A 24,393-nucleotide genomic window follows, 5' to 3' on the forward strand; every position below is an offset into this window, starting at 1 on the left:
AATAACGTACTTTATTCAATACATCTATTTAGCCAGCAGAGAGCTTTGATTATGATAATTCGCACACGTTTTGCGCCAAGCCCAACAGGATATTTACATGTAGGAGGTGCCCGAACCGCGCTTTTTTCATGGTTATATGCCAGAAGGCATGGTGGACGGTTTATCCTCAGAATAGAGGATACCGATCTTGAACGATCAACTGCTGAATCAGTGAATGCCATTCTTGAAGGCATGACCTGGCTTGGTCTGGATTATGATGAGGGCCCTTTTTATCAGACTGAGCGTTTTGATCGTTATAAGGAAGTCATTCAACAATTAATGGATCAGGGAGACGCCTATTACTGTTATTGCAGTAAGGATGAACTGGAAGCGATGCGTGAAGAACAACGAGCTAATAAACAAAAACCACGCTATGACGGGCGGTGTCGTCATTTATCTACTCCAAGAGAAGGCGTTGAACCGGTTATTCGGTTTAAAAATCCTACCGTTGGTCAAGTCGTTGTTAAAGATATGATTCGAGGCAATGTAGTTTTTGAAAATAGCGAACTTGATGATTTAATTATTGCTCGTCCAGACGGCACGCCAACCTATAACCTGACAGTAGTAGTGGATGATTTTGACATGCAGATAACACATGTCATTCGCGGTGACGATCATCTCAATAATTCCCCACGTCAGATTAATATTTTCAATGCTTTGGGTGCCAAGCCTCCTTTATTTGCGCATGTTCCTATGATTTTGGGTGATGATGGGGCGCGGCTTTCAAAACGCCATGGTGCAGTGAGCGTAATGAATTATCGTGATCAAGGATATCTTCCCGAAGCTTTGTTGAATTATTTAGTTCGATTGGGTTGGTCTCATGGGGATCAGGAAATTTTTTCGCTTGGAGAAATGACACAGCTTTTTAATATTCAAGATGTGAATAGGGCAGCTTCGAGTTTTAATACCGATAAATTAATTTGGCTTAATCAACACTATATTAAAACCAGTGACCCAGAACATGTTGCTCAACATTTAAGTTGGCATATGGGGGAATTAGGTATTGACCCAACTAATGGCCCAGCGTTAACTAAGGTTGTGGTGTTATTGCGAGAACGTGCTAAGACCCTGAAAGAGATGGCAGAATCCAGCGTCTATTTTTATAAAAAAGTGGAAAGCTACAATGAAAAAGCGGCCAGCAAAAATCTGAATGAGAATAGTCTGCCGTTATTGAAGGCAGTTTTTTCTGAGCTGTCTGAACTGAAACAATGGCTGGCGGAACCTATTCATGGTCTTCTAGAAAATTGTGCCGAAAAACATGGAGTTGGCATGGGTAAGGTTGCCCAGCCCATACGGGTAGCAATTACGGGGAATACGGTTTCTCCATCATTAGATGCAACATTGGAGTTATATGGTCGTGAGCGCGCATTGGATGCAATTAAACGATCGATTGAGTGGATCAAAGATCGTGCCTAGATTCGAGTGAGGAAATTAAGTTCTTTATTTTCAATTAGTTATGGCCTTGGGAAATTATTCCCGAAATTTAGATGGAAATACTCACAAAAAACCTAAGCAAAGTTCTTGACGAAGTCGGGAAGTGGTATTAAGGTTCGTCCTACGCATGAGGTTCATTTTGAACATGTCGTGACGTAAATACTAAAAAGTAAATAGAGGACAACTTTATGAAGCTGAAAACATTATCAATTGCAATGATGGGGTTAGCCGTACCAGGACTGGTCGCTGCAGATGAACTCCTGGAAATGCAAAAAAATGATAACAACTGGGTTATGCCCGCTGGTGACTATGCAAATACGCGTTACAGCGAACTGACTCAAATCACCAAAGACAATGTCAACGATCTGAACATGGCCTGGTCTTTCTCAACCGGCGTATTACGTGGTCACGAAGGTAACGCTTTGGTTATGGACGGCACGATGTATGTCCATACACCTTTCCCTAACATCGTTTTCGCGCTTGATCTGAACAACGATGGCGCCATCAAATGGAAATATGAGCCAAAACAAAACTACGATGAAACGGTACCAGTCATGTGCTGTGACACCGTCAACCGTGGCCTGTCTTATGGCGATGGCAAAATCTTCCTGAACCAGGCTGATACCACTCTGGTGGCGTTGGATATGGAAACCGGTGAAGTAGTCTGGTCTGACAAGCGTGACGATCCAAAAGTCGGTGCGACCAGTACTGCGGCGGCACATGTTTTTGATGACAAAATCATCGTCGGTATTTCAGGCGGTGAATTTGGTGTTCGTGGTTATGTGCAAGCTTATGACTTTGACGGTAACACCGTGTATAAAGCCTACAGCGTTGGTCCGGATGACGAAATGCTGATTGATCCAGACAAAACCATGTCGATGCTGAAACCTGTTGGCAAGGATTCTTCACTGAAATCCTGGCAGGGTGACCAGTGGAAAATTGGTGGTGGTACAACCTGGGGTTGGTATTCGTATGATCCAGATCTGAACCAGTTCTACTATGGCTCTGGTAACCCATCTACCTGGAATCCGGTACAACGTCCGGGTGACAACAAATGGACAATGACACTGTTCGGTCGTGATTTAGACACCGGTATGGCGAAATGGGTTTACCAAATGACGCCTTTCGATGAATGGGACTATGACGGTATCAATGAAAATGTCCTGGTCGATCAAAAAATTAAAGGCAAAATGCGTAAAATGTTAGTGCATTTTGACCGTAATGGTTTTGCGTACACCATGGATCGTGAAACAGGTGAATTGCTGGTTGCAGAAAAATTTGACCCTACTGTTAACTGGGCGACAGGAATTAACATCAAAACCGGTTTACCGGATCGTGTAGCGAAATACTCTACAGCCCGTAACGGTGCAGATGTAAACACAACCGGTATCTGTCCTGCAGCACAGGGTAGCAAAGATATGCAGCCTGCTGCCTTCTCACCACGTACGGGTCTGTTCTATGTACCAACCAACCATATTTGTATGGACTACGAACCATTCGAAGTTGAATACGTAGCCGGTCAACCATACGTTGGTGCGACACTGAGCATGTACCCACCAGAAGGTGACACGCACATGGGTAACTTCATTGCCTGGGATGCGCGTGAAGGTAAAATCGTCTGGTCCAACCCAGAGCGCTTCTCAGTCTGGTCAGGTGCTTTGGCCACCGCAGGTGACGTTGTGTTCCACGGTACGCTGGAAGGTTATATCAAAGCAGTCGATGCCCAATCAGGCCGTGAACTGTGGAGATTCAAAACGCCATCTGGCATTATCGGTAACGTCAACACCTACAAACACAACAACAAACAGTATATTTCTATCCTGTCTGGTGTAGGTGGTTGGGCTGGTATCGGTATGGCTATCCCAAGTTTGGAAAATGACACAGATGGTCTGGGTGCAGTTGGTGCATATCGTGCACTGTCTAGCTGGACTAACCTGGGTGGTGTTCTGAGCGTATTTAGCCTGTAAGAACCTTAAGTGTATTAAAAAATATACTTAAGTTAGACAAGAAAACCCGGTATCTTTACAGATGCCGGGTTTTTTTTTTGAACAAAAACGGTATATAGAATGTCATAAAAGTTCCCACAAGTAATAAGGAAGAGAGAATGATAAAACTACAAAAATGGGCAATCCTTGCATCAGCTCTAATGGGGGCCACGTTTGCAGTTAATGCAGAAGACTTGAAGCCGCTACCCGGCCAAGAAGTTCTAAGAGTCTGTGCAGATCCTAACAATATGCCGTATTCAAATAAAAACAAGGAAGGGTTTGATAATAAAATTGCCGAGTTGTTAGGTGAAAAATTAGGCATCCCAATTGAATATTACTGGTTTCCCCAACGTATAGGTTTTGCACGAAATACGATTAAAAAAGAACATCCGGAACGTGGCGGGTATATGTGTGATCTGGCCATGAGTGTTCCTGAGCATACCGATTTTATGCTGCCAACCAAACCGTATTTCAGTTCAATTGAGGCGGTTGCCTATCGCAGTGGGGAAGGTTATGAAATCAAAAAGCTCTCAGATTTAAAAGAAGCTGATGCCAAGCATGGCCCATTAAAAATAGGTTTGTTTGATCGTGCAGTTTCCACTAAAGCAATTATTGATATGGGATTAGGAGATCGAATTTCTTATTATCAGTTAATGAGTGGTGATGTAAATGCAAGTCCTGGCCGAGCGATTGAAGATTTAGCCGCTGGTAAAATCGATGTTATCCCTATGTGGGGCCCTGTCGCCGGTTACCATGCCAAGATATCTGATGTGCCAATTACCGTAAATCCATTAAATGAATTGGGGCAGCTTCATGTCTTCAGTTTCAGTATGGCAACGCGCTATTCAAACAGAGATTGGAATAAGCTACTCAACAAATTTATTGATCAGAATAAAGATGAGATAAATGCCATTATCGCCGAATACAATCTACCCTCATTGGAAAATGTCAGTCCGACACCGGCCAAGAAACCGCGAAAGGATGATGACGATTAAAACACTACTTAGCTAAAGAAGATATGAATAATGGAGGTTACAAAATGGTAGCCTCCATTATTTTTATTAGATTATTGTTAATTCGGGCGGCAAAACGAGCCTGATCATTATTCGAAACGTGTTCATCCATTAATCTGGTACCAATAATGACACCATTGGTGCTTTCTCTAACTGTAATGATGCAGGGCATATCATTAATAAGCTGTTCATTAATAAGCATCATTTCTTTTGCATAGGTAATATTGCAAAAGCTGATGACAGTAGAGAGCGGGAAATTGTCATCTCCGCGATCGCGGATTGCCGAACCGATTTCACTTTTATGAATTATCCGATAATTATATTCGGAGATGGCTATGTCCAGATTTGCCAGAGTTTCTTCGTAGTTATATGGGCTGTTTTTTTCAAGTATTCGATTAGTGTTTGGCGATTGGCATGCGATAATAACCAACACGCTTGAAATTACAATTGCAGGAATCTTTAGGCGTTCTATTAGAGTCATAGGCAAATAAAATAATAATTTTGAAATATAAGAATTTAAGCATAACACCTAAAAAAATTCGTGAGGTAACAAACAGTGAAGACAAACCAATATATCGTTTTTTTGCTCGGACTAATGATGCTATTAAGTGGAAAAGCGTTTGCAGCGCCGGGAATGTCAGAAATTAATAATGAGTTATTTGATAAATCACACCTCAAAAATATTGACCAGCCTGGAGTGCTGAAATATCAATTTTCCAAAACCAGTTTTGTTGATGGTAATCGTAATGACACTATTGAGGTCATGGTTAAAAACATCCGCAATACAGGGCGAGCAGATACCTATTTTGAATTTTTTACCGGCCCGAATAAACGTCCTTATCAGGAACGGTTGGATCAACGAGGTAACAGCATATTTGTATTATTTTTGGAATATGATGTACATGAAATGAAACGGCTAACAGGTGGTGAATGGCGTTATTTCCAGCGCTTACTGCGTTGGTCATTTGCTGAGGGGGCCGAGAAAAAACAAGTTGAAGTGGATTACAATGGGGAAAAAGTAAAGGCATGGGAGTACACAGTGCAGCCTTACATCAAAGATCCCAAAAATGATCGTTATAAATTGTATTCGTCCAAATATTATGTTTTTACCTTATCTGAAGCTATACCTGGTGAGATTTACCAAATCAAAACCGTTGTACCAGATGGGAAAACCTGGCAGGAAGGAGAACCGGTTCTGGTAGAAGAGAAAGTGACTTTTACGGGATTTGAACCAGAGTAGGAATGTGGTCATCTGCCATAATATATTTATAAAACGGGCCTAAGAGCCCGTTTTTATATGAAAAGACGTTTTAAAAAACTTCAATCAATCCAGGGTGCTTTACGTTTCCATGAACTGAGTTTTGTGGTGTTGATTGTCATGACAGCCTTAATGAGTTTTAACTGGGCCCTGGCGTGGCAGAAAAGTTCTCAACAATCGTTGCGATTAAGTTCAATCAATACACATGTGCAACATTTGCGCGGTGATCTTTATCGTCAGTTGAAAGAAGTATTTGATGTGGTTTTTCTGGATGATGCGCTGGCGGTGGAGGAGTACTACCTGTTCGTCGAAAGGATAAACGGTTATCTGTTAAAGCTAAAAGCTCTCACGCAGTCCGCTGAGGAGGAGGCACTGATTGTCCATATCGAAAATGCTTATAGCAAGTTTTATCAGGAAACCAGTCGTTTCATTGGGGCTGATGTTCTTAGCTTAGAAGATATAGCCTGGCTGGATCATCAGCTTGAAGAACAAACTTTTCGACAGTTGGAAAAGGCATTTGGTGATCTTGAGCGCTATCTCCAGCAACAGCAAAGACATCTAACTGATTCAGATGAACGTATGTTTGGCAAAATGATTCTGAGTGAAGCCACGCCAATCATTCTTGCACTGGTATTACTTAGTATTTCAAAGTGGTTTGTAAGGCGTAATATGCTGGCACCGCTGCGTAATGTTACAAAGGGTGCCAAAATTATCAGCACCGGAGATTTTAATCATCAAATACCACTTATGGGGGTGGACGAGCTTCGAAGGCTTTCGTTAGCAATTAATACTATGGCTGAAGAGCTATCCAGTAATCGTGACAAATTAATTGAAACCAAGAAGCAGGCAGCTCTTGGAGAGCTAGTGCCTTTAGTGGCTCATAATATTCGTAATCCATTAGCAGGAATTCGTGCTGCTGCCCAGGTTTCTATCGAAGAGGCAAATGAAGAAAGTCGAGCGGTTCTGAAAGATATTATTGTTGCTGTCGATAGGCTAGAAAACTGGGTAACTTCCCTTTTAATGTATTTACATCCATTAAAACCGCAACTGGTCGAGTCAACACTCATCGAACTGACGGACAATGCTTTATCGTTGATTGAACTGCAGTTAAATGAGAAGTCTATCAAATTGTCACGCCATGGATGGGCAAGCGCTGCTCATCAAGTCAATATGGATAATAATCTGATGGAACAGGTGATTTTTAATTTAGTGCAAAATGCAATCGAGGCTGCACCGACTAACTCTGTTATTGATATTTATTATTGGCAAAATCAGTATCAAATTGGATTGCAAATTGATGACCAAGGTGTTGGGTTTGAGGAAAATCCGGGTATAGAGAATAGCCAATTACATAAAAAACTGAATTGCGGTCTGGGTATTCCATTTGCTCAAAAAGTGATCAAACAACATCAAGGTGAACTGTGTTTTGAAAATCTTCCTGAAGGAGGGGCTAGAGTGAGTCTCATGTTCGATTTGGGGGCTACAGCGGTTCACTAGAGGTTCTCGCGATTTGGCTGTCATTATGCCTTATACAAACAGACAATTCGTAATCGCTCTTTACCGCCATGGAAGGAGGTCCGTTTAGTATTCAATGGCAGCAATAGAATTGCTGCAAGATATGCTTTATTTCTTTTGTCGAATGTAGTTTGCCAATGGTAGCAACACAAGATAAACAGTTTCTGAGATCTTATATGCTGAATTTTTTATTAATTGAAGATGAAAGATTGTTTGCCAAATCTGTTAAGCGGAGGCTGGAACGAGAAGGCTATAAAGTCAATATTGCCGATACTATTACTAACGGAGTGGTGTTGTTAAATAATGAACCCCCTGACGTATTGCTTCTGGATGTCAGACTACCGGATGGAAATGGCTTGGATGTATTAAACGCTATCCGAGTGGATGGCCACTCACTGCAGAATCTGCCAGTGATTATGATGACAGCCTACGGAGAATTGGAGGATGCTGTTAATGCAATGAAATCTGGTGCTTCAGATTACCTCAAAAAGCCGGTAGATCTGGATGAACTGATGTTAACAATTGATAAAGTAGTTCATAACCATACTGTCAGTCGTCAACTGAGCTATGCGGAGCAACGTGCACAAAAAAACAATCAGCCTGTTAACCTAATTGGCAGTAGTCAACAGATTAGAGTTATCCGAAAGCAGGCAAAACAACTTGCAGAGCTTATGGCTAAAAATACTGACACAACGCCAGTAGCTCTGATTAATGGTGAAACTGGCACCGGCAAAGGCTTGTTGGCCAGATATTTTCATCAAATGAGCCAGCGTCATGATCGGCCTTTTGTACAAGTGGATTGTGCGACCTTACATGAAAATTCTGTCGAGGTTGAGCTATTTGGTCAGGAGGCTTTTGTTGAGCAAGGTATGGTAAAAGCCCATCCTGGCCTGATTGAGATGGCTGAGGACGGAACATTATTTCTGGATGAGATAGCAGCACTATCACTTTCAGCTCAAACAAAATTACTTAATATTATAGAGCGTCGTTTTTTACGCAGACTTGGTTCAACTAAAGAAATACCGGTTAATGCGCATGTAATTGCTGCTACCAATCGGAATCTTAATAAAATGGTAGTTGACGGTGAGTTTCGTGCCGATCTGTATTTTCGGTTGAATGTCGTCGAGATAGAATTACCACCTTTGAGACATCGACGACAGGATATCGCAGAGTTGGCGCAATTTTTTATTGAGCAATTTGCTAAACGCTATCGAATGGAACCGCCAAGAATAGCTATTGATGCCATGCAGCAAATGCAGAAATATGAGTGGCCGGGGAATATCAGAGAACTTGAAAATGTACTTGAACGCGCGGTTATGCTCTGTAAAAACGGGTTGATTGAATATGCAGATGTTTCATTAACTCCTTTCAGCAGTTTGCATCAAAGCAATGCAGCTCTATCGGAACTGGATAACCTGACTCTGGAGCAAGTCGAAAAATACTTATTGGAGATTGCGCTAAAGCGCTGTTCTGGGAATGTTTCAAGAGCAGCGAGACAACTTGGGTTAACACGAATGGCAATGCGTTATCGCATGGAGAAGCATAAGCTGTAACTTATTTGACCAGTTTTAAACTTGGTTTACCGTTGGGTTTTTTTGTTGGTGTTGTGGATGGTTCAGTCGTATCAGGGGGAGACGGCGGAGTATGGTCTTCTTCAGGAAAAAACATACCTTCATTATTTTCTTTACCATAGATTGCCTGAATGGCAATCACGGGTATAAATAAATCCATCGCTTTGCCAGAAAATCTTGCCGAAAAGGAAACCCGGGCATTGTCCATATTCAATCCATTAATAGCATCAGGAGCCAGATTAAGAACGATACGGGCATCACGAATGTACTGTTCTGGAACTACAACCCCTTCATTGTCAGTATTAACTAATAAATAGGGTGTGCATCCATTGTCTAGTAACCATTGATAAATTGCTCTTATCAGGTAAGGCTTTTGTGAAGACATACTCATTATTTAGCGCATTCCTTTCTCAGAAGCACTCAGACTTGCTTGAAAGGTTTGTCGTTGAAAGACTCTTTGTGCATAACGTTCAATCGCTTTGGCTGAATCAGGTAGCTTTATACCCAAATAAGGTAATCTCCACAATAAAGGAGCGATATAACAATCAATCAAAGAAAATTCATCACTCATCAGAAAGTCATTTTGTTCAAACAGGGGGGCCAGAACAGTCAGATCTTCACGTAAGGTCTTTTTGGCCTTGGTTGCCGGGGATTTCTCCCGTTCAGATAACTGAGGCCACATTGAAAACCAATCGGTTTCCAGACGATGCAGCATCAGTCGCATTTGAGCTCTGGCACCAGGGTCATTAGGCATTAAAGACGGATGTGGAAAACGCTCGTCAAGATATTCCATAATGATCCGTGAATGGAAAATCACAATATCACGATCAAATAATGTCGGGCCGTAAGCGTATGGGTTTGCTGAAGCGACCTCTTCAGGCCAATGACCATCAGTAAGATAGACAATTTGACAATCAATTTGTTTTTCTTGAACTACGATACGGGTTTGATGGCTGAATGGACATTGTACGTCAGAGTACAATGTCATCAGCGGTTTACGATTACGTGTTGTCATTAGCAATACTGCTTATGTGTTGGAATGTAGCGTTAGTGAACGTCTTTCCAGTAAGCTTTTTTCAGTGCCAGCGCGATAACAAAGAAAATCGCAAGGTAGAGTAAAACCCATTTTCCAAGCGCTAAGCGTTGTAATTTTGATGGTTCACTGATATAGGCAAGAAAGTTGACCAGATCTCGGGCCATCATATCGTATTCCCGAGGAGTCAGTTCGCCTTCTTGTGCAACAGTCAGATGGCCTTGCTCATCAATCGTCTGATACCCCTGCTGTTCCCAAAGAATATGCGGCATGCCTACATCCTTAAAAGCAAGGTTATTGGTTCCCATTGGGTGGCTATCATCAAGATAAAAGGTACGCAAGTATGTGTATAACCAGTCTGTGCCTCTGGCACGTGCAATCACTGATAAATCAGCTGGCATTACACCAAACCAACGTTTGGCATCTTCAGGTCGCATAGCGATTTTCATGGTGTCACCGATTTTATCGGTGGTAAACATCAAATTATCAGCAACTTGATCATCTGTAAGACCTAAATCTTTGGCCATACGGTTATAACGCATTAACGATGCACCATGACAGCTCAAACAATAGTTTACAAACGTATGTGCCCCACGTTGTAATGACGCATTATCGGTTAAATCAATATCTACCTTATCCAGCTTTGATGACGGACCCGCTGCAAAAGCGAGCGTCGAGAACAGACTGAATATCGAAACGAAAGCAGCAAAAATCAGATTTCTCATTTGTAAGTCACCCTTTCTGGTACAGGTTTATCTTTATCAATTTTTGTGTAAATCGGCATTAGAAGAAAGAAAGCAAAATACAGAACCGTACATATCTGTGCCAGCAAAGTATAAAGCGACGTCGCAGGCTGAGTGCCTAAATATCCTAGCGACAAAAAGCTAATCACAAACACCACTAAAGCAGTGCGGAAATAAGGACCTCTGTACCGAATTGAACGGGTTTTACTACGGTCCAGCCATGGTAAAAGGAACAGCATAACAATCGCTGATCCCATAGCTATAACGCCGATTAATTTGTCTGGAACGGCACGTAAAATGGCATAAAAGGGTGTGAAATACCACACAGGAACGATATGCTCAGGGGTTTTAAGTGGGTCAGCCGGTACAAAGTTGTCTTTCTCTAGGAACCAGCCACCAAACTCTGGCATATAGAATAAAACCAGTGAAAATATAAATAGGAATACCACAACACCCACGAGATCTTTCACTGTGTAATAAGGGTGAAAGGGGATACCATCTAACGGTTTGCCATTCTTATCTTTATTTTTCTTAATTTCGACACCATCAGGGTTGTTGGAGCCAACCTCATGAAGCGCCAGAATATGGGCTACAACTAAACCTAATAACACAATTGGCAATGCAATAACATGCATAGCAAAAAAACGGTTCAAAGTGGCATCGGCGACAACGTAATCACCCCGAATCCAAAGCGCCAAATCTTCACCAATAACCGGTAAGGCACCAAATAAGGAGGTAATAACCTGAGCACCCCAGTAAGACATTTGACCCCAAGGTAACAGATAACCCATAAAGGCCTCAGCCATTAATACGAGATAAATCAGCATGCCAAAAATCCATATCAGCTCTCGTGGTTGCTTGTAAGACCCATATAATAAGCCGCGGAACATGTGAAGATAAACGACAACGAAGAATGCCGAGGCTCCAGTTGAATGCAAATAGCGGATTAACCAGCCCCATTCTACGTCACGCATGATATATTCAACCGACGCAAAAGCCAGCTTTGCATCCGGTTTGTAGTTCATGGTTAAAAATATACCGGTTACGATTTGCAGAACCAGTATCAATAAGGCTAAAGAACCGAAAAAGTACCAGAAGTTAAAGTTTTTCGGTGCGTAATATTCTGAAAGGTGTTCTTTCCACATTTTTGTTGCGGGAAAGCGGTCATCAATCCAATCCATCATAGACATTATGCAGCTCCTTGGGCGTGTTCACCAACAATTACAATATTGTCACCCTGAAAATGATAAGGTGGCACTTCGAGATTTGTTGGAGCAGGGACCCCTTGATAAACGCGTCCAGCCATATCAAACCGAGAACCATGACATGGGCAGAAAAAGCCACCTTTCCAATCATCACCTAGATCCGCGGGAGCAATTTCAGGCCGATAAGTTGGCGAGCATCCCAAATGCGTGCAAATACCAACCATAACCATTATTTCATCACGAATTGAACGCGTTTCATTTTGACAATATTCTGGCTGTTGAGCTACTTCGCTTTGAGGATCACGAAGTTCATCGTCCAAAGTTGGTAACGTTTCTAACACTTCTGTTGTACGACGAAAAACCCAAACCGGTTTGCCTCGCCACTCAACTGTTAATAATTGGCCTAGTTCGAGCTGACTTATATCAATCTGTACTGGGGCTCCGGCCGCTTCTGCTTTAGCGCTGGGCGCAACAGAAGATACAAAGGGAATGGCAACAGCCACTGCACCGGCACCGCCTACTACACTAGCGGCGGCCGTTAAAAACCGTCTTTTACCAGTATCTATAGAATTGTTCATCAGATGAATATCCCCTGATATATTATTTGATGTTTAATATAAATTCAGCAAACACCTAAGCTTAGGTGTTTGCTGAAAAACCAAAAGATTTTAGCATAAGTTAAATGTTTTGGATCAAAAAAGCCCGCACAATTAATACGGGCTTTTAGCTTAGCTTAAACGATTGAATATTTACTCCGCAGTCGCTTGCTGGACTTTTTTAACCAGACGTTTTAAAGCGCCCTTTGGCTTTGCGTCGACATAGGATTGTAAATTAGTTGCTTCACCTACAATGATTGCTCCGCCCATACCAGCACCCCAATGTGGATCACATTTATACAGGTAAACGCCTTCAACAGTTAAGGGTTGTGTTTGATAGTTCTCCCCCATTTGAGACATAAAACCTTCAGCGCCTTCTGGAATATAATCAGTTGCACCATCTTTAGTAACAAATTTGGTGTTGACTAAATGGCCACTCATTGTGTCCCAAGATACGGTATCACCTGGTTGGATTTTGATAACCATTGGGTCAAAAGATGTCAATGATGCTGAAACAACATGATTTTCAGCCATTACAGTTGCAGAAAACAAAGATGCGGCACCTAAAGCAGCAGCAATTAGTGGTTTGCCATATTTCATGAATATTTCCTCTCTATATTTGAGTTATTTTCCTCAGTGCGGCGCCAGTCTCCCATAACGAAACTGAACACACACTGAACACATTAAGCTGTTCGTCTTGACTTGCTTTTTTTAAGTAGTACAAGCACAAAACTGTGAAACTATATTGGTGATTTGTGGGATATGTCCATAGCTACTGGCATTTTTGTGTCAAATAACACAATTCTATTTCACAAAATTTGTCACTGATAACGGCTTAGATGAAAGAAAGCTAAAAAACAGGTTACAGATTTGGTACATGATAGTTTTGTAATTACCAGACATTAGCAAACGGACACTTTAAAGCAAGGTTTGGTGTTTTTCCCATGTAAGTATTTAGCCTTGTGGCATAACTCTATGATGATAGTTTTCTCTTCTGTTGTAAGAACAATAAGCTGTTAGCAATGTGGTTTTATTAAACGAAGGCGTTTTTTGTAATGTGTATTGTGTCAATGCTATATTTTTTTCAACCAGAACTTTTCAAGCACGCTGTCCACCGTCGTGATCATGGTGCCGTGAACTCCGCGAGTTTGACGTTGAAGGTGAAGCCATAAAGGTAGATGCTATTACCAACGATATGACTTACCGAACGATAAATTGAGTTTGGCAGACAAAAAGCCATGTAAATCCTTAAAATTGCTACTGGGGAAATGCAGAAGACTTTAATTGTTTAAATAGCACAATTTTGTATAAAAATTCCCTGAACTTGTGTGTCTATATATTCGCAGTGACGTAAGGCACTAATGAATGCAATGTTTCTGGATGAAGCAAAACGGGGACTAAGGTCTGTTGTAAATGGCCATACTTAAAAATAAAAGACTGAAAAATGCCTTGCTAATTTTGAAGAGATTTTATAATGCCGGTTACGCTGGATTATCAGTGTATTAGTGAAAATGCCAAAGACTGAATTACTAAATTTTCGGTATAATCGGCTATTTTAAGCTTGAAACAAATATTTTTAGCCGCATTTATAAGCAGCGCTGTTTGTTGATTCATTTTTAGGGAGTAACCTCATGCCGTTTTATGAATATCGCTGCGATGCCTGTAATCATAACTTTGAAGCGTTGCAAAAGATCAGTGATGATGCGTTGGTGGATTGTCCAGCATGCCATCAACCCAATCTGAAAAAACTGATTTCAGCGGCGGGTTTTCGTCTTAAAGGTCAGGGCTGGTATGAAACAGATTTTAAATCGGGTTCAAAACGTAACCTTGCTGACAGCGGAACCTCTGACAGTTCAACTGCCGCTGCTCATACCTGTGGAACAGGATGCAGTCATTAATAATTTAAATGCGTAAATATTTAATAGCGGGCCTTCTGGTCTGGATGCCGCTTGGGGTCACTTTTTTAGTGGTTCGGGCAATCGTTGGTTTTTTAGATAAAAGTCTGTTGCTGTTGCCGGATGCCTTTCAGCCAGATAGGTTGCTTGGTTTTCATATTCCCGGTTTGGGAGTGCTACTGGCGGTGGCACTGGTTTTAATCACCGGCATGATAATGGCCAATTTACTGGGACGTCGATTGGTGGCGTTCTGGGAATCATTACTGGCAAGAATCCCGCTGGTCAGAACGCTTTACTCAGCGGTTAAGCAAATTATGGAAGCGGTGCTGGCAACAGATGCCAAATCGTTTCGAAAAGTATTATTGGTGGAATATCCACGCAAAGGAGTCTGGAGCTTGGCTTTTATGACATCGGATGATCTGGGTGAAGTGCAGGATAAAACTATTGCCAATGTCATCAGCGTGTTTATTCCGACCACACCAAATCCTACATCTGGGTTTGTGTTGATGGTGCCGGAGTCCGATGTTATTGAATTGGATATGGCGGTAGAAGAGGGGCTGAAAATGATTATTTCGATGGGCGTGGTGGTGCCAAACTCACAAGCCTATCAAAAGAAACGTCAGGATCAGCAGCTCACTGAATAGAAAATTTCGGACACTTTTTATCCATATAAAAGGTGTAGTGTTAAACAGTATTTTTGGATGTTGGAATAATTATGCGTAGCCATTACTGCGGCGATGTAAACGAATCTTTGATTGAACAAACGGTAAAAGTTGCAGGCTGGATGCATCGTCGCCGGGATCATGGTGGTGTTATCTTTATTGATTTACGAGACCGTGAAGGTCTGGTGCAAATCGTTTGTAATCCGGAAGATGCCGAAAGTTTTGCCGTGGCTGAAAAAGTTCGCAGTGAATATGTCTTGCAGATTGAAGGTGTGGTAAACCCGCGTCCAGCGGGCAGTGAAAATACTGATTTAAAAAGCGGCAAAATCGAAATTATTGCCAAGCGCGTGACTATTTTAAATAGCTCCGAAACGCCGCCGTTCCCATTGACTGAACAGGCTGAAGTTAATGAAGATATTCGGCTACGGCATCGTTATATCGATCTGCGTCGCCCGGAAATGCTGCAAAAGCTGCGTTTCCGTTCACAGATTATCCGTCAATTACGCCAGTATCTCGATAATCACGGCTTTATGGATATTGAAACACCTATCCTGACCAAAGCGACACCGGAAGGTGCCCGTGACTATCTGGTGCCAAGTCGCACCCATCCTGGTGATTTTTTTGCATTGCCACAGTCTCCACAGTTATTTAAACAACTGCTGATGGTGGCCGGTATGGATCGCTATTACCAGGTTGTTCGTTGCTTCCGCGATGAAGATTTGCGTGCTGATCGCCAACCGGAATTCACCCAATTGGATATTGAAACCTCTTTTGTCGAAGAAGAAGATTTAATGCAATTGATGGAAGAAATGATCCGCGATCTGTTTGCCAATGTATTAGAGCAACCGTTACCGAATCCTTTCCCAAGAATGACCTATGCAGACGCCATGGATCGTTATGGCAGTGATAAACCGGATCTGCGAATTCCGTTAGAACTCGTTGATGTAAGTGATTTGATGCAGGGTGTTGATTTTAAAGTCTTCTCTGCACCAGCCAATGATGAAAATGGACGTGTGGCTGCTTTACGCTTACCAGGTGGCAACTCTTTAAGCCGTAAAGAAATTGATGATTACACCAAATTTGTCAGCATCTACGGTGCAAAAGGTCTGGCTTACATTAAAGTGAATGATCTTGCGGCTGGCCGGGAAGGTTTGCAGTCACCTATTCTGAAATTTCTGCCGGATAATGTGGTTGATGCGATTCTGCAAAGAACGGCAGCTGAAACAGGTGATCTGGTGTTCTTTGGTGCCGATAAAGCTTCAGTTGTGAATGAATCTTTGGGTGCTTTACGTGTCAAAATTGGCCATGATTTAGATATGGTTGAACATGGCTGGCGCCCGTTATGGGTGGTTGAATTCCCAATGTTTGAATGGGATGACAAAACGCAGCGCTGGTATGCATTGCATCATCCTTTCACTGCGCCACGAGAGTCAGACATTGATCTATTAAGCAACGATCCAGGTAAGTGTCTGTCTCGTGCATATGACATGGTATTAAACGGAACTGAGTTGGGCGGCGGTTCGATTCGTATCCATAAAACCGATGTGCAGCAGAAAGTATTTGAAATGCTGGGTATTCCTGCTGAAGAAGCGGAAGAGAAATTTGGCTTCCTGTTACAGGCATTGAAATATGGTTGTCCACCACATGGTGGTTTGGCATTTGGTCTGGACCGTCTGGCGATGTTAATGACGGGCTCAGCATCGATTCGTGATGTAATGGCCTTCCCGAAAACACAGTCAGCGGCTTGTCTGTTAACCAATGCACCAAGCCACGTCAGTGATGAACAGTTGAAAGAATTGAATATTCGTCTGCGTAGAGTGCCAACAGCATAAGTCTGAGCAAAACAGCAATAGCGGATTTAAGAGGAAAGCGAAGTGGCTACAAAACTAGCAACAACGGCAATCCCGTTTGAACAGTACTTCTCAATTGATGATGAGGCATGCGATCAACGTATTGATGCCGCTAAACAGAAATTGGGCGATGATTTGGTTATTCTGGGGCATCACTACCAGCGTAATGAAGTTTTCAAACATGCAGATTTTTCAGGTGATTCGCTAAAGCTTTCACGCAATGCTGCCGAATCAGATGCTCAGTACATTGTGTTCTGTGGTGTGCATTTTATGGCGGAAGTAGCGGATATCCTTTCCCGTCCCGATCAAATCGCGATTTTGCCCGATCTGGCCGCCGGTTGTTCAATGGCTGATATGGCGAACCGGGTAAATGTGGATCGTGCCTGGCAGGAAATGAGTGAAGTGCTGGATCCGGATGAGATGATTACGCCGATCACCTATATCAATTCGGCTGCAGACCTGAAATCCTTCTGTGGTAAACATGGCGGTATTGTCTGTACTTCTACCAATGCACCCCATGTGCTGGATTGGGCATTTGCTCAACGCGAAAAAGTACTGTTCTTCCCGGATCAACATCTAGGCCGTAATACCGGTTACAAGATGGGTATTCCACTGGAAGAAATGGTGGTGTGGGATTTTGATAAACCACTGGGTGGATTGACGCCGGAAGCGTTGAAGAAAGCCAAAATTATTCTGTGGAAAGGCTTCTGTTCTGTACATCAGATGTTCCAGCCCCAACAGATTGATAACTTTCTGGAAAAATATCCGGAAACCAAAGTCATCTCTCACCCGGAGTGCAGCTTTGAAGTCTGCCAGAAATCAGATTATGTCGGTTCCACTGAATATATCGTGAACACGATCGCCAACAGTGAACCTAACACCCGCTGGCTGGTGGGTACCGAATTGAATCTGGTGAATCGTTTACATGAACGTTTCCAGGATCAGGGTAAATCTGTTCACTTTATGTCACCGACCGTATGTATGTGTTCGACCATGTTCCGTGTGGACCCGCAGCATTTGTTATGGGTACTGGAAAACCTAGTGGAAGGCCATGTGGTTAATCAGGTGTCAGTGGATCCGGTGACTGCTAAAGAGGCCAAACTGGCGCTGGATCGAATGCTCGCCTTACCAATTTAATTCAGGAGTAGCGCGTTATGTCAGAGACCAAACAAGCCTGTACACAGCGACGCTATGAAGTGAGCAAAAAAGATTTGCCTATCAGCTGTCCCATGCCGGATATGCCGGCATGGAATGCTCATCCACGGGTATATCTTGAAATCAAAAGCCATGGTGAAGTATTGTGTCCGTACTGCAGTACACTATTTGTGCTGAAAAATTGATTGATGAAAAAACGTCTGCAAGTCGCTGTTGCGATTATTGTTAATAATGATGAACAGGTTTTAATTGCACGCCGTCATGCACATCAGCATCAAGGTGATCTGTGGGAGTTTCCTGGAGGCAAGCGTGAAGCCAATGAAACGCGGTTAGAGGCTGTGCAGCGGGAAATTCACGAAGAGGTCGGTTTACAGGTTGAGCAGGCTGAACCCTTAATGCAGATCATTCATGATTATCCAGAATTGCAGGTCGAGCTTGATGTCTGGTTAGTCTCAGAATTTTCCGGTGAAGCAACGGGCAAGGAAGGACAGCCTTTGGTGTGGTGTCCCTTAGCTGAATTATCTGCCAGAGAGTTTCCCGCTGCGAATATGCAGATTATTGAGCGGTTAACTAACCTCTACCTCGTTTAGCAACTAGAGTTATTTCATCGCCGCCAGTAGTGATTAAGAAAGCGCATTAGTAATAATTAATGAAACGAATTGGCATCGTCTTCCGGATCAATAACCGATTCTCCGGGTATGCGGTGATTTCCCGCCGCCCATTCACCCAAGTCAATTAATTTACAGCGTTCACAGCAGAACGGCTTCCATTTGTTGTCATCAATCCATTCAACTTTACGTCCGCATTGTGGACAATTTACTTTCAATACCATAATTACATCGTGCAACAGCTAAGCTGAAAATCCGCATCATCATTAATTTGTTGAGGACGTTGATTAATATCAAACGTCATAAAACGCACCGTGAAACGGTGTTTGCCACCACTTATTTCCGGGTAATAAGGCGTGCTTGACGGAATACGAACCCGAATTAACTGGGTTGGCAGATTACTGTCCAGGCTGCGTTGGTAAAATCCCTTCTCTGCCTGAGCACCACTGAAACCAGCACTGCCACGAATCAGTTGCAACGAAATATTTATCGCTCCACGTACTGCTACAAACTGTTCCAGCCAGTAATTTAATTGTTGCTGGCGTTGTTCAACAGAGGAATGTTGTAACCAGTAATGGTAGGCAGGTAAATCAAAATCACAAGTGCCGCCGGCAATGCTGGAACGCTGACGGATGCTGTAAAGAAATTCATTTTCTTTTAAAACCTGACCTATGGAAGTTTTACGAATCTGCAGAGCATCAAGCGTCTGGTCCAATTCAGCAAGTAATGCATCCAAGGTTTCTTTGTCGACACCGGGTGAGTTTTCCAATGCGGATAGATTGGTAATCAGCCGTTCAACTTCCTTGGTCACTTCGGACTTCATATCGCCACGCTCAAATACCTGCAACATACTCAACATGGCATCAATGGCTTCACGATGACTCATTTCATCATCATGCTGCATGGCAAAGTCCACGCGCGCCAACAGAAATTCCAGTCTCAGGAATGTTCTTATGCGTTCATTAAGTGGTTGTTCGTATGTGATAACGTCGGGCATAGTGTGTTTTTTATCATTTACATAAGGTCAGCTTGATGACCGGGATTAATTTTGCGCTGTCTCAGCCAACTGACAATATAACGCATGCAGTTGAGTGACTTGAAATTTCAATTTTTCAATTCCATCTCTATTGTCGATGATATCGTGAGCACATTGCAATCGCTGTTCGCGGTTTGATTGAGCCGCAAGATGTTGAGCAGCCTCTTCAATGGTTAGATTGTCTCGGGTTTGCATACGGGCTAGTTGGGTTTGGTGATCCACATCAACGACCAAAATACGATCCACGCACGACTGCATCTTGGCTTCAATTAATAACGGTACACTCAAAATACAGTAACGGCTTTTGGCATTTTCTGCCTGTTGTAACAGTTGTTGGCGAATTGCTGGATGCAGGATCTGTTCGAGCATTTTTTTGGCTGCAGCATCCGAGAACAAAAGCTTGCGTAATGCTGGTCGGTTTAACTGGCCATCTGCAAGCACGTATTGATTGCCAAACTGCTCAACAATTTTATGGAATTGGGTTGTACCAGGCTGGCTCAGTTCGCGAGCAATAATATCGGCATCAATAACAGTAACGCCCAGATCTGCAAATAATGTTGAGACAGTTGATTTGCCCGATGCAATTCCGCCGGTTAGGCCAACCCGAAACACCATCTCAGCTTAATCCGCTCCAATTCAGGTATCCGGTGGTCAGGGAGTCGCCCCAGACCAGCGCCAGCCAACCGGCTGCTGCCAGATAGGGACCAAATGGAATGGGAATATCACGATGCTGTTGTTTTAACAAAATCAGGCTGATACCAACCAATGCACCGACTAAAGAGGATAATAAAATGATCATCGGTAACGCCTGCCAACCCATCCAGCCTCCCAAGGCTGCCAGCAGCTTAAAATCGCCATAGCCCATGCCTTCCTTACCTGTGACCAAACGAAAGGCGTGATACACCAGCCAAAGCGCCAGATAACCGGCAATGGCACCAATAACGGCAGAGCTAATGTCGGTATAGATAGCAAACAGGTTAAAACTGAGTCCTAACCACAATAAGGGTAAAGTAATGCTGTCGGGCAACAGTTGATGATCAACATCGATAAACGTCAATGCCAGCAGAGCCCAACTTAACAATAAGGCGCCCACTACGGCAATGTCGAAACCAAAGTGCCATGCCACTATCGCCGAGATCACTGCAGTGAATAATTCAATCAGCGGATAGCGTTTGGAAATTGGCGCTTTGCATTCCTTGCAACGACCTTTCAGAGCGAGATAACTGAGTACCGGAATATTTTCCAATGCAGTAATCGCATGACCACAATGCGGGCAGCGAGAACGCGGTTTGCTTAACGTAAGTTCATCTGTCTCAGGTTCAGTCGTTCCAATCAATTCATGGCACTGTTGGGCCCACTCACGCTGCATCATCAGCGGCAGTCGGTGAATCACCACATTGAGAAAGCTGCCGACCAGTAATCCCAGAATGAAAATACTGGCAATAAAAAAAATGCTGGAGGTTTCCAGCAGATAAATTAGCGACATAGGATTAAACGACAGCGCCGAGTTTGAAAATCGGCAAGTACATTGCAATAACCAGCGTACCGATTAACACCCCGAGAAAAGCCATAATAAATGGCTCCATCAATGCGGTCATATTATCAACGGCATCATCTACTTCACGCTCAAAGAAATCAGCGACTTTTGCCAGCATCGCGTCTAAAGAACCCGATTCTTCACCGATGGAAACCATCTGAATCACCATATTAGGGAACAGCTCGGTATCGGTCATGGCTTTATTTAATTGAGTACCTGTTGAGACATCATCGCGCATTTCCAATGTCGCTTCGTTGTAGACGATATTGCCCGTTGCACCCGCTACCGAGGTCATCGCCTCAACCATTGGCACGCCGGCTTTGAACATAACCGAAAAGGTTCTGGCAAAACGGGCAATTGCACCTTTTGTTAATACATCACCAATAACCGGCAATTTTAATAACATACGATCCATAAAATGCTGAACCTTGCGAGAGCGGCGTCGTGCTGCCATAAAGCCCATTACCGAACCAATAATGCTGCCGAAAATTAACCACCAGTAATCCTGAAATACCTGGGAAATGCTGATGACCATTTTGGTTAGGCCCGGTAGGTCCGCACCAAACCCGGTAAACAAAGCCTGGAACTGTGGAATAACAAAAATCATCAAAATCGCCGTGACGATAAACGCCACCACCATAATGGCAGTAGGGTAGACCAGCGCTTTTTTAATTTTGGATTTCAGTGCTTCAGTTTTTTCTTGATAGGTCGCAATTTCATGTAAAAGGGCTTCCAACGTACCGGACTGTTCACCGGCGTTGATAAGACTGATATAGAGATCGTCAAAATGTAACGGGAATTTGGCTAATGACTCCGCCAGACTGGTGCCTGATTCAACATCGGCTTTAATCGCCAGAATCATTTCCTGCATGCTGGCATTTTCATGGCCTTCGCCAATGATTTGCAGTGATTGCATCATCGGCACACCGGAAGACATCATAGTGGCCAGCATTCTGCTAAAGATTGCAATGTGAACCGGTTTGATTTTGGGTTTGCGGGGAGCAAATAAATCCTTGGGTTTGCGTCGTACTTTTCCCGGCGTAATACCTTGTCGGCGTAAATCTGCACGAACAGCCTGAACACTCTCACCCGCTTGTTCACCTTTAACTTTCCGGCCGGATTTATTTGTGCCTTGCCAGATAAACAGGTTCGGTAATTCGGCTTTTTTAGGTTTGCGTTTAGCTTTAGCTGCTGTGGCCACGGTTTATTCCTTAATGACGCGGTTAATTTCTTCCAAACTAGTCGCTCCGGCCATGACCTTTTTCAGACCGGATGCACGCAAATCATCAATCCCTTCAGCTTTTGCCTGATCCGCAAGTTGAATCGAATTTCCGCCTTCCATAATCATGCGGCCCATTGCTTCGGATACGGGCATGACTTGATAAATACCAACACGACCTTTATACCCTTCGGTGCAATGTTCGCAACCTACAGCGTGGTAAACTTTGAAATCTGTCGCAATTTGTTCAGGACTGAAACCTTCTTCAATCAAGGTTTCTTTTGGTAATGTTTCTCCCTTTTTACAATGCTGACAAAGTCGACGTGCCAGACGCTGCGCAATAATTAATGTTACGGCGGAGGCAATATTAAACGCAGGCACACCCATATTGGCCAAACGGGTAAGTGTTTGGGGAGCATCGTTGGTATGCAATGTTGAAAACACCATATGACCAGTCTGCGCAGCCTTAATGGCAATTTCAGCCGTTTCCAGATCGCGGATCTCACCCACCATGATAACGTCTGGATCCTGCCGTAAGAACGCTCTTAAGCATTCAGTAAATCCCAAACCAATCTGCGGATGTACATTGACCTGATTGATGCCGGGAAGATTAATTTCAGCAGGATCTTCTGCTGTAGAGATATTACGATCGTCAGTGTTGAGAATATTCAGTGCTGTATACAAAGAAACGGTTTTACCACTACCCGTCGGGCCGGTGACCAGCACCATGCCATAGGGTTTATGCATGGTTTCCATAAAGATTTTTTTCTGATCTTCCTCGTAACCCAGGGCATCGATCCCCAATTGGGCACTGGTTGGGTCCAGAATACGTAATACGATTTTTTCACCAAACAAGGTTGGGCAAGTACTGACACGAAAATCGATGGCTTTGGATTTGGAAATCTTCAACCGCATTCGGCCATCCTGAGGTACCCGACGTTCAGCAATATTCATACGTGATAAAACTTTAAGACGAGCGGCAATCCTTCCCCCTAAAGCGACAGGAGCTGTTTTTGTTTCATGTAAAATACCGTCAATACGCACTCTGACTCGATATTTTTTCTCATAAGGTTCAAAGTGTATATCTGATGCACCCGCTTTAATCGCTTGAGTCAAAATGCCATTGATAAATCTGACAACAGGCGTGTCATCAATATTTTTTTCAGTCAGTTCAGCACCAGCTTCGGCATCATCATCCGGCCCAAGATCAATATCATCCAGTTCCGCGTCATCAAAATCATCTAAAACCTGGTTTTTATTATCCAGAGCCTTTTCAATAGTGATGGATAATTTCTGCTCATCAACCAAAACTGGAAAGGTATTCAGCGCGGTATTAAACTGAAATTCGTCCAGTGCTTGCAGGTTCGTTGGATCGGATACCGCTATATATAAGCGTTTTCCCCGTTGAAATAACGGTAAAGCATTATGCTGACGAATCAGTTTTTCCTGAAAAAGACTGGTAGGGGCAAGCTCCATATTCATACTATCAAGATCAAACAGAGGAACCCCAAACTCCTGCGAAGCAATAGCACCAATTACATCACTTTTAAGTAATTTATTATTGACCAGATAGGTCACAAAAGATTGTGAGGCCTGTTTAGCGGTGACCTGAGCAGTATGTGCCTGCTCTTCACTCAGCAATCCTTCACTGACTAGTCGCCTAGCAAGACCGCTTAATCTAATTGGTGCTGTCATATTTGCCATTACTGGACGTGATTCCTTAATATACTGCTTACGTTCAATGCACTAGGGTCTATTTATTTTTTGTAGCTTCAAACAGTAGTGGCTATGAAAAATAAATAGAGCTTAATAGTATGTAAGTTAAATAATAAATTCTAGTTTCCAATGTGGGCCTGTCGCGGATATTCCTGTGTATACTGCCTGCCATTAAAGCATCGGGGAAGATATCATGCGAAAAATACCTGGCTGGAAAGTTCTGGCTTTTGTTCTGTGTACCACGTCAATACTGGCTTCATGCGGTTTAAAGGGTGATTTATACCTGCCGGAAGGACAAGCTAATTCTGTGAAGGTCGCCTAAA

The 24,393-nt window shown here is 43.1% G+C and carries 26 protein-coding genes; 13 read left to right on the forward strand and 13 right to left on the reverse strand.

Features of this window, described 5'->3' with window-relative positions:
• The first annotated feature begins 51 nt into the window (after positions 1 to 51).
• The 3 genes from gltX to Q7A_RS02935 all read left to right on the forward strand — a co-directional run bounded on the left by gltX (position 52) and on the right by Q7A_RS02935 (position 4,453).
• Complete coding sequence (gltX, locus tag Q7A_RS02925; protein WP_014705842.1) at positions 52 to 1,455, forward strand: glutamate--tRNA ligase; 1,404 nt, start codon at positions 52 to 54, stop codon at positions 1,453 to 1,455.
• Between the two features lie 206 nt (positions 1,456 to 1,661).
• Positions 1,662 to 3,440, forward strand: a complete 1,779-nt coding sequence (locus Q7A_RS02930) for a methanol/ethanol family PQQ-dependent dehydrogenase (RefSeq protein ID WP_014705843.1) — start codon at positions 1,662 to 1,664, stop codon at positions 3,438 to 3,440.
• Between the two features lie 137 nt (positions 3,441 to 3,577).
• Positions 3,578 to 4,453, forward strand: coding sequence for a quinoprotein dehydrogenase-associated putative ABC transporter substrate-binding protein (locus Q7A_RS02935; protein ID WP_041354276.1), 876 nt, complete (start codon positions 3,578 to 3,580; stop codon positions 4,451 to 4,453).
• A gap of 37 nt (positions 4,454 to 4,490) precedes the next feature.
• Here the strand turns inward: Q7A_RS02935 and Q7A_RS02940 are convergent, their stop codons facing one another.
• On the reverse strand, positions 4,491 to 4,952 hold the full coding sequence (locus tag Q7A_RS02940; protein ID WP_041354870.1) for a DUF302 domain-containing protein: 462 nt from the start codon (positions 4,950 to 4,952) through the stop codon (positions 4,491 to 4,493).
• Between the two features lie 75 nt (positions 4,953 to 5,027).
• Here Q7A_RS02940 and Q7A_RS02945 point away from each other — a divergent pair, with 75 nt between their 5' ends.
• The 3 genes from Q7A_RS02945 (at position 5,028) to Q7A_RS02955 (ending at position 8,797) form a co-directional block, all read left to right on the forward strand.
• Complete coding sequence (locus Q7A_RS02945; protein WP_238595942.1) at positions 5,028 to 5,711, forward strand: hypothetical protein; 684 nt, start codon at positions 5,028 to 5,030, stop codon at positions 5,709 to 5,711.
• A gap of 57 nt (positions 5,712 to 5,768) precedes the next feature.
• Positions 5,769 to 7,226: a sensor histidine kinase gene (locus tag Q7A_RS02950; protein WP_014705847.1), complete on the forward strand. Its 1,458-nt coding sequence runs from the start codon at positions 5,769 to 5,771 to the stop codon at positions 7,224 to 7,226.
• 194 nt (positions 7,227 to 7,420) lie between these two features.
• Positions 7,421 to 8,797: a sigma-54-dependent transcriptional regulator gene (locus tag Q7A_RS02955; protein WP_014705848.1), complete on the forward strand. Its 1,377-nt coding sequence runs from the start codon at positions 7,421 to 7,423 to the stop codon at positions 8,795 to 8,797.
• Position 8,798: 1 nt separating this feature from the next.
• Here the strand turns inward: Q7A_RS02955 and Q7A_RS02960 are convergent, their stop codons facing one another.
• The 6 genes from Q7A_RS02960 to Q7A_RS02985 form a co-directional block, all read right to left on the reverse strand.
• Positions 8,799 to 9,206 carry a ClpXP protease specificity-enhancing factor gene (locus Q7A_RS02960; protein ID WP_014705849.1) on the reverse strand — a complete coding sequence of 136 codons (408 nt, stop codon included), beginning with the start codon at positions 9,204 to 9,206 and terminating at the stop codon, positions 8,799 to 8,801.
• Positions 9,207 to 9,209: 3 nt separating this feature from the next.
• On the reverse strand, positions 9,210 to 9,830 hold the full coding sequence (locus tag Q7A_RS02965; RefSeq protein ID WP_014705850.1) for a glutathione S-transferase N-terminal domain-containing protein: 621 nt from the start codon (positions 9,828 to 9,830) through the stop codon (positions 9,210 to 9,212).
• A 32-nt stretch (positions 9,831 to 9,862) separates the two neighbouring features.
• A complete protein-coding gene (locus Q7A_RS02970; RefSeq protein ID WP_014705851.1) occupies positions 9,863 to 10,573 on the reverse strand; it encodes a cytochrome c1 in 711 nt (236 codons plus the stop codon).
• On the reverse strand, positions 10,570 to 11,775 hold the full coding sequence (locus Q7A_RS02975) for a cytochrome b (protein WP_014705852.1): 1,206 nt from the start codon (positions 11,773 to 11,775) through the stop codon (positions 10,570 to 10,572). Before Q7A_RS02975 ends, Q7A_RS02970 begins: the two co-directional genes overlap by 4 nt.
• Positions 11,776 to 11,780: 5 nt before the next feature.
• Positions 11,781 to 12,374: a ubiquinol-cytochrome c reductase iron-sulfur subunit gene (gene petA / locus Q7A_RS02980; protein WP_014705853.1), complete on the reverse strand. Its 594-nt coding sequence runs from the start codon at positions 12,372 to 12,374 to the stop codon at positions 11,781 to 11,783.
• 171 nt (positions 12,375 to 12,545) lie between these two features.
• A complete protein-coding gene (locus tag Q7A_RS02985; protein ID WP_014705854.1) occupies positions 12,546 to 12,992 on the reverse strand; it encodes a plastocyanin/azurin family copper-binding protein in 447 nt (148 codons plus the stop codon).
• Between the two features lie 1,031 nt (positions 12,993 to 14,023).
• Between Q7A_RS02985 and Q7A_RS02990 the strand changes: the two genes are divergently transcribed.
• The 6 genes from Q7A_RS02990 (at position 14,024) to mutT (ending at position 18,544) form a co-directional block, all read left to right on the forward strand.
• A complete protein-coding gene (locus Q7A_RS02990) occupies positions 14,024 to 14,290 on the forward strand; it encodes an FmdB family zinc ribbon protein (RefSeq protein WP_014705856.1) in 267 nt (88 codons plus the stop codon).
• Between the two features lie 8 nt (positions 14,291 to 14,298).
• On the forward strand, positions 14,299 to 14,931 hold the full coding sequence (locus tag Q7A_RS02995; RefSeq protein WP_014705857.1) for a DUF502 domain-containing protein: 633 nt from the start codon (positions 14,299 to 14,301) through the stop codon (positions 14,929 to 14,931).
• Positions 14,932 to 15,002: 71 nt separating this feature from the next.
• Positions 15,003 to 16,781 carry an aspartate--tRNA ligase gene (aspS, locus tag Q7A_RS03000; protein WP_014705858.1) on the forward strand — a complete coding sequence of 593 codons (1,779 nt, stop codon included), beginning with the start codon at positions 15,003 to 15,005 and terminating at the stop codon, positions 16,779 to 16,781.
• Between the two features lie 42 nt (positions 16,782 to 16,823).
• Positions 16,824 to 17,936, forward strand: a complete 1,113-nt coding sequence (gene nadA / locus Q7A_RS03005) for a quinolinate synthase NadA (RefSeq protein WP_014705859.1) — start codon at positions 16,824 to 16,826, stop codon at positions 17,934 to 17,936.
• A gap of 17 nt (positions 17,937 to 17,953) precedes the next feature.
• Positions 17,954 to 18,139, forward strand: a complete 186-nt coding sequence (locus Q7A_RS03010) for a zinc-finger domain-containing protein (protein WP_014705860.1) — start codon at positions 17,954 to 17,956, stop codon at positions 18,137 to 18,139.
• Between the two features lie 3 nt (positions 18,140 to 18,142).
• Entirely contained in the window at positions 18,143 to 18,544 is a 402-nt protein-coding gene (gene mutT, locus Q7A_RS03015; RefSeq protein ID WP_014705861.1) for an 8-oxo-dGTP diphosphatase MutT, read from the forward strand.
• A 56-nt stretch (positions 18,545 to 18,600) separates the two neighbouring features.
• Here the strand turns inward: mutT and yacG are convergent, their stop codons facing one another.
• From yacG to pilB, 6 genes are read right to left on the reverse strand one after another with little or no spacing between them, the layout of a single operon-like run.
• Entirely contained in the window at positions 18,601 to 18,786 is a 186-nt protein-coding gene (gene yacG, locus Q7A_RS03020) for a DNA gyrase inhibitor YacG (protein WP_014705862.1), read from the reverse strand.
• Positions 18,787 to 18,788: 2 nt separating this feature from the next.
• Complete coding sequence (gene zapD / locus Q7A_RS03025; RefSeq protein ID WP_014705863.1) at positions 18,789 to 19,559, reverse strand: cell division protein ZapD; 771 nt, start codon at positions 19,557 to 19,559, stop codon at positions 18,789 to 18,791.
• A 45-nt stretch (positions 19,560 to 19,604) separates the two neighbouring features.
• Positions 19,605 to 20,213 (reverse strand): dephospho-CoA kinase, encoded by a 609-nt coding sequence (gene coaE, locus Q7A_RS03030; protein WP_014705864.1) that lies wholly within the window; start codon positions 20,211 to 20,213, stop codon positions 19,605 to 19,607.
• Between the two features lies 1 nt (position 20,214).
• On the reverse strand, positions 20,215 to 21,084 hold the full coding sequence (locus tag Q7A_RS03035; protein WP_014705865.1) for a prepilin peptidase: 870 nt from the start codon (positions 21,082 to 21,084) through the stop codon (positions 20,215 to 20,217).
• A 4-nt stretch (positions 21,085 to 21,088) separates the two neighbouring features.
• Entirely contained in the window at positions 21,089 to 22,336 is a 1,248-nt protein-coding gene (locus Q7A_RS03040) for a type II secretion system F family protein (protein ID WP_014705866.1), read from the reverse strand.
• A gap of 3 nt (positions 22,337 to 22,339) precedes the next feature.
• The gene (pilB, locus tag Q7A_RS03045) at positions 22,340 to 24,058 is read right to left on the reverse strand and encodes a type IV-A pilus assembly ATPase PilB (protein WP_014705867.1); all 1,719 of its coding nucleotides are present in this window, start codon (positions 24,056 to 24,058) and stop codon (positions 22,340 to 22,342) included.
• A 205-nt stretch (positions 24,059 to 24,263) separates the two neighbouring features.
• On the opposite strand from pilB, the gene lptM reads away from it, so the two are divergent.
• Positions 24,264 to 24,392 carry an LPS translocon maturation chaperone LptM gene (lptM, locus tag Q7A_RS03050; protein ID WP_014705868.1) on the forward strand — a complete coding sequence of 43 codons (129 nt, stop codon included), beginning with the start codon at positions 24,264 to 24,266 and terminating at the stop codon, positions 24,390 to 24,392.
• The last annotated feature ends 1 nt before the right edge of the window (position 24,393 follow it).

Origin of the sequence: Methylophaga nitratireducenticrescens (genome assembly GCF_000260985.4) — a bacterium.
GTDB classification, from domain to species: domain Bacteria; phylum Pseudomonadota; class Gammaproteobacteria; order Nitrosococcales; family Methylophagaceae; genus Methylophaga; species Methylophaga nitratireducenticrescens.

Excerpts from the sequence above, each read along its gene's own strand:
- gltX (WP_014705842.1), top strand. The coding sequence starts at position 52 with ATGATAATTCGCACACGTTTTGCGCCAAGCCCAACAGGATATTTACAT.
- Q7A_RS02930 (WP_014705843.1), top strand. The coding sequence starts at position 1,662 with ATGAAGCTGAAAACATTATCAATTGCAATGATGGGGTTAGCCGTACCA.
- Q7A_RS02935 (WP_041354276.1), top strand. The coding sequence starts at position 3,578 with ATGATAAAACTACAAAAATGGGCAATCCTTGCATCAGCTCTAATGGGG.
- Q7A_RS02940 (WP_041354870.1), bottom strand. The coding sequence starts at position 4,952 with ATGACTCTAATAGAACGCCTAAAGATTCCTGCAATTGTAATTTCAAGC.
- Q7A_RS02950 (WP_014705847.1), top strand. The coding sequence starts at position 5,769 with ATGAAAAGACGTTTTAAAAAACTTCAATCAATCCAGGGTGCTTTACGT.
- Q7A_RS02955 (WP_014705848.1), top strand. The coding sequence starts at position 7,421 with ATGCTGAATTTTTTATTAATTGAAGATGAAAGATTGTTTGCCAAATCT.
- Q7A_RS02960 (WP_014705849.1), bottom strand. The coding sequence starts at position 9,206 with ATGAGTATGTCTTCACAAAAGCCTTACCTGATAAGAGCAATTTATCAA.
- Q7A_RS02965 (WP_014705850.1), bottom strand. The coding sequence starts at position 9,830 with ATGACAACACGTAATCGTAAACCGCTGATGACATTGTACTCTGACGTA.
- Q7A_RS02970 (WP_014705851.1), bottom strand. The coding sequence starts at position 10,573 with ATGAGAAATCTGATTTTTGCTGCTTTCGTTTCGATATTCAGTCTGTTC.
- Q7A_RS02975 (WP_014705852.1), bottom strand. The coding sequence starts at position 11,775 with ATGATGGATTGGATTGATGACCGCTTTCCCGCAACAAAAATGTGGAAA.
- petA (WP_014705853.1), bottom strand. The coding sequence starts at position 12,374 with ATGAACAATTCTATAGATACTGGTAAAAGACGGTTTTTAACGGCCGCC.
- Q7A_RS02985 (WP_014705854.1), bottom strand. The coding sequence starts at position 12,992 with ATGAAATATGGCAAACCACTAATTGCTGCTGCTTTAGGTGCCGCATCT.
- Q7A_RS02990 (WP_014705856.1), top strand. The coding sequence starts at position 14,024 with ATGCCGTTTTATGAATATCGCTGCGATGCCTGTAATCATAACTTTGAA.
- Q7A_RS02995 (WP_014705857.1), top strand. The coding sequence starts at position 14,299 with ATGCGTAAATATTTAATAGCGGGCCTTCTGGTCTGGATGCCGCTTGGG.
- aspS (WP_014705858.1), top strand. The coding sequence starts at position 15,003 with ATGCGTAGCCATTACTGCGGCGATGTAAACGAATCTTTGATTGAACAA.
- Q7A_RS03010 (WP_014705860.1), top strand. The coding sequence starts at position 17,954 with ATGTCAGAGACCAAACAAGCCTGTACACAGCGACGCTATGAAGTGAGC.
- mutT (WP_014705861.1), top strand. The coding sequence starts at position 18,143 with ATGAAAAAACGTCTGCAAGTCGCTGTTGCGATTATTGTTAATAATGAT.
- yacG (WP_014705862.1), bottom strand. The coding sequence starts at position 18,786 with ATGGTATTGAAAGTAAATTGTCCACAATGCGGACGTAAAGTTGAATGG.
- zapD (WP_014705863.1), bottom strand. The coding sequence starts at position 19,559 with ATGCCCGACGTTATCACATACGAACAACCACTTAATGAACGCATAAGA.
- coaE (WP_014705864.1), bottom strand. The coding sequence starts at position 20,213 with ATGGTGTTTCGGGTTGGCCTAACCGGCGGAATTGCATCGGGCAAATCA.
- Q7A_RS03035 (WP_014705865.1), bottom strand. The coding sequence starts at position 21,084 with ATGTCGCTAATTTATCTGCTGGAAACCTCCAGCATTTTTTTTATTGCC.
- pilB (WP_014705867.1), bottom strand. The coding sequence starts at position 24,058 with ATGGCAAATATGACAGCACCAATTAGATTAAGCGGTCTTGCTAGGCGA.
- lptM (WP_014705868.1), top strand. The coding sequence starts at position 24,264 with ATGCGAAAAATACCTGGCTGGAAAGTTCTGGCTTTTGTTCTGTGTACC.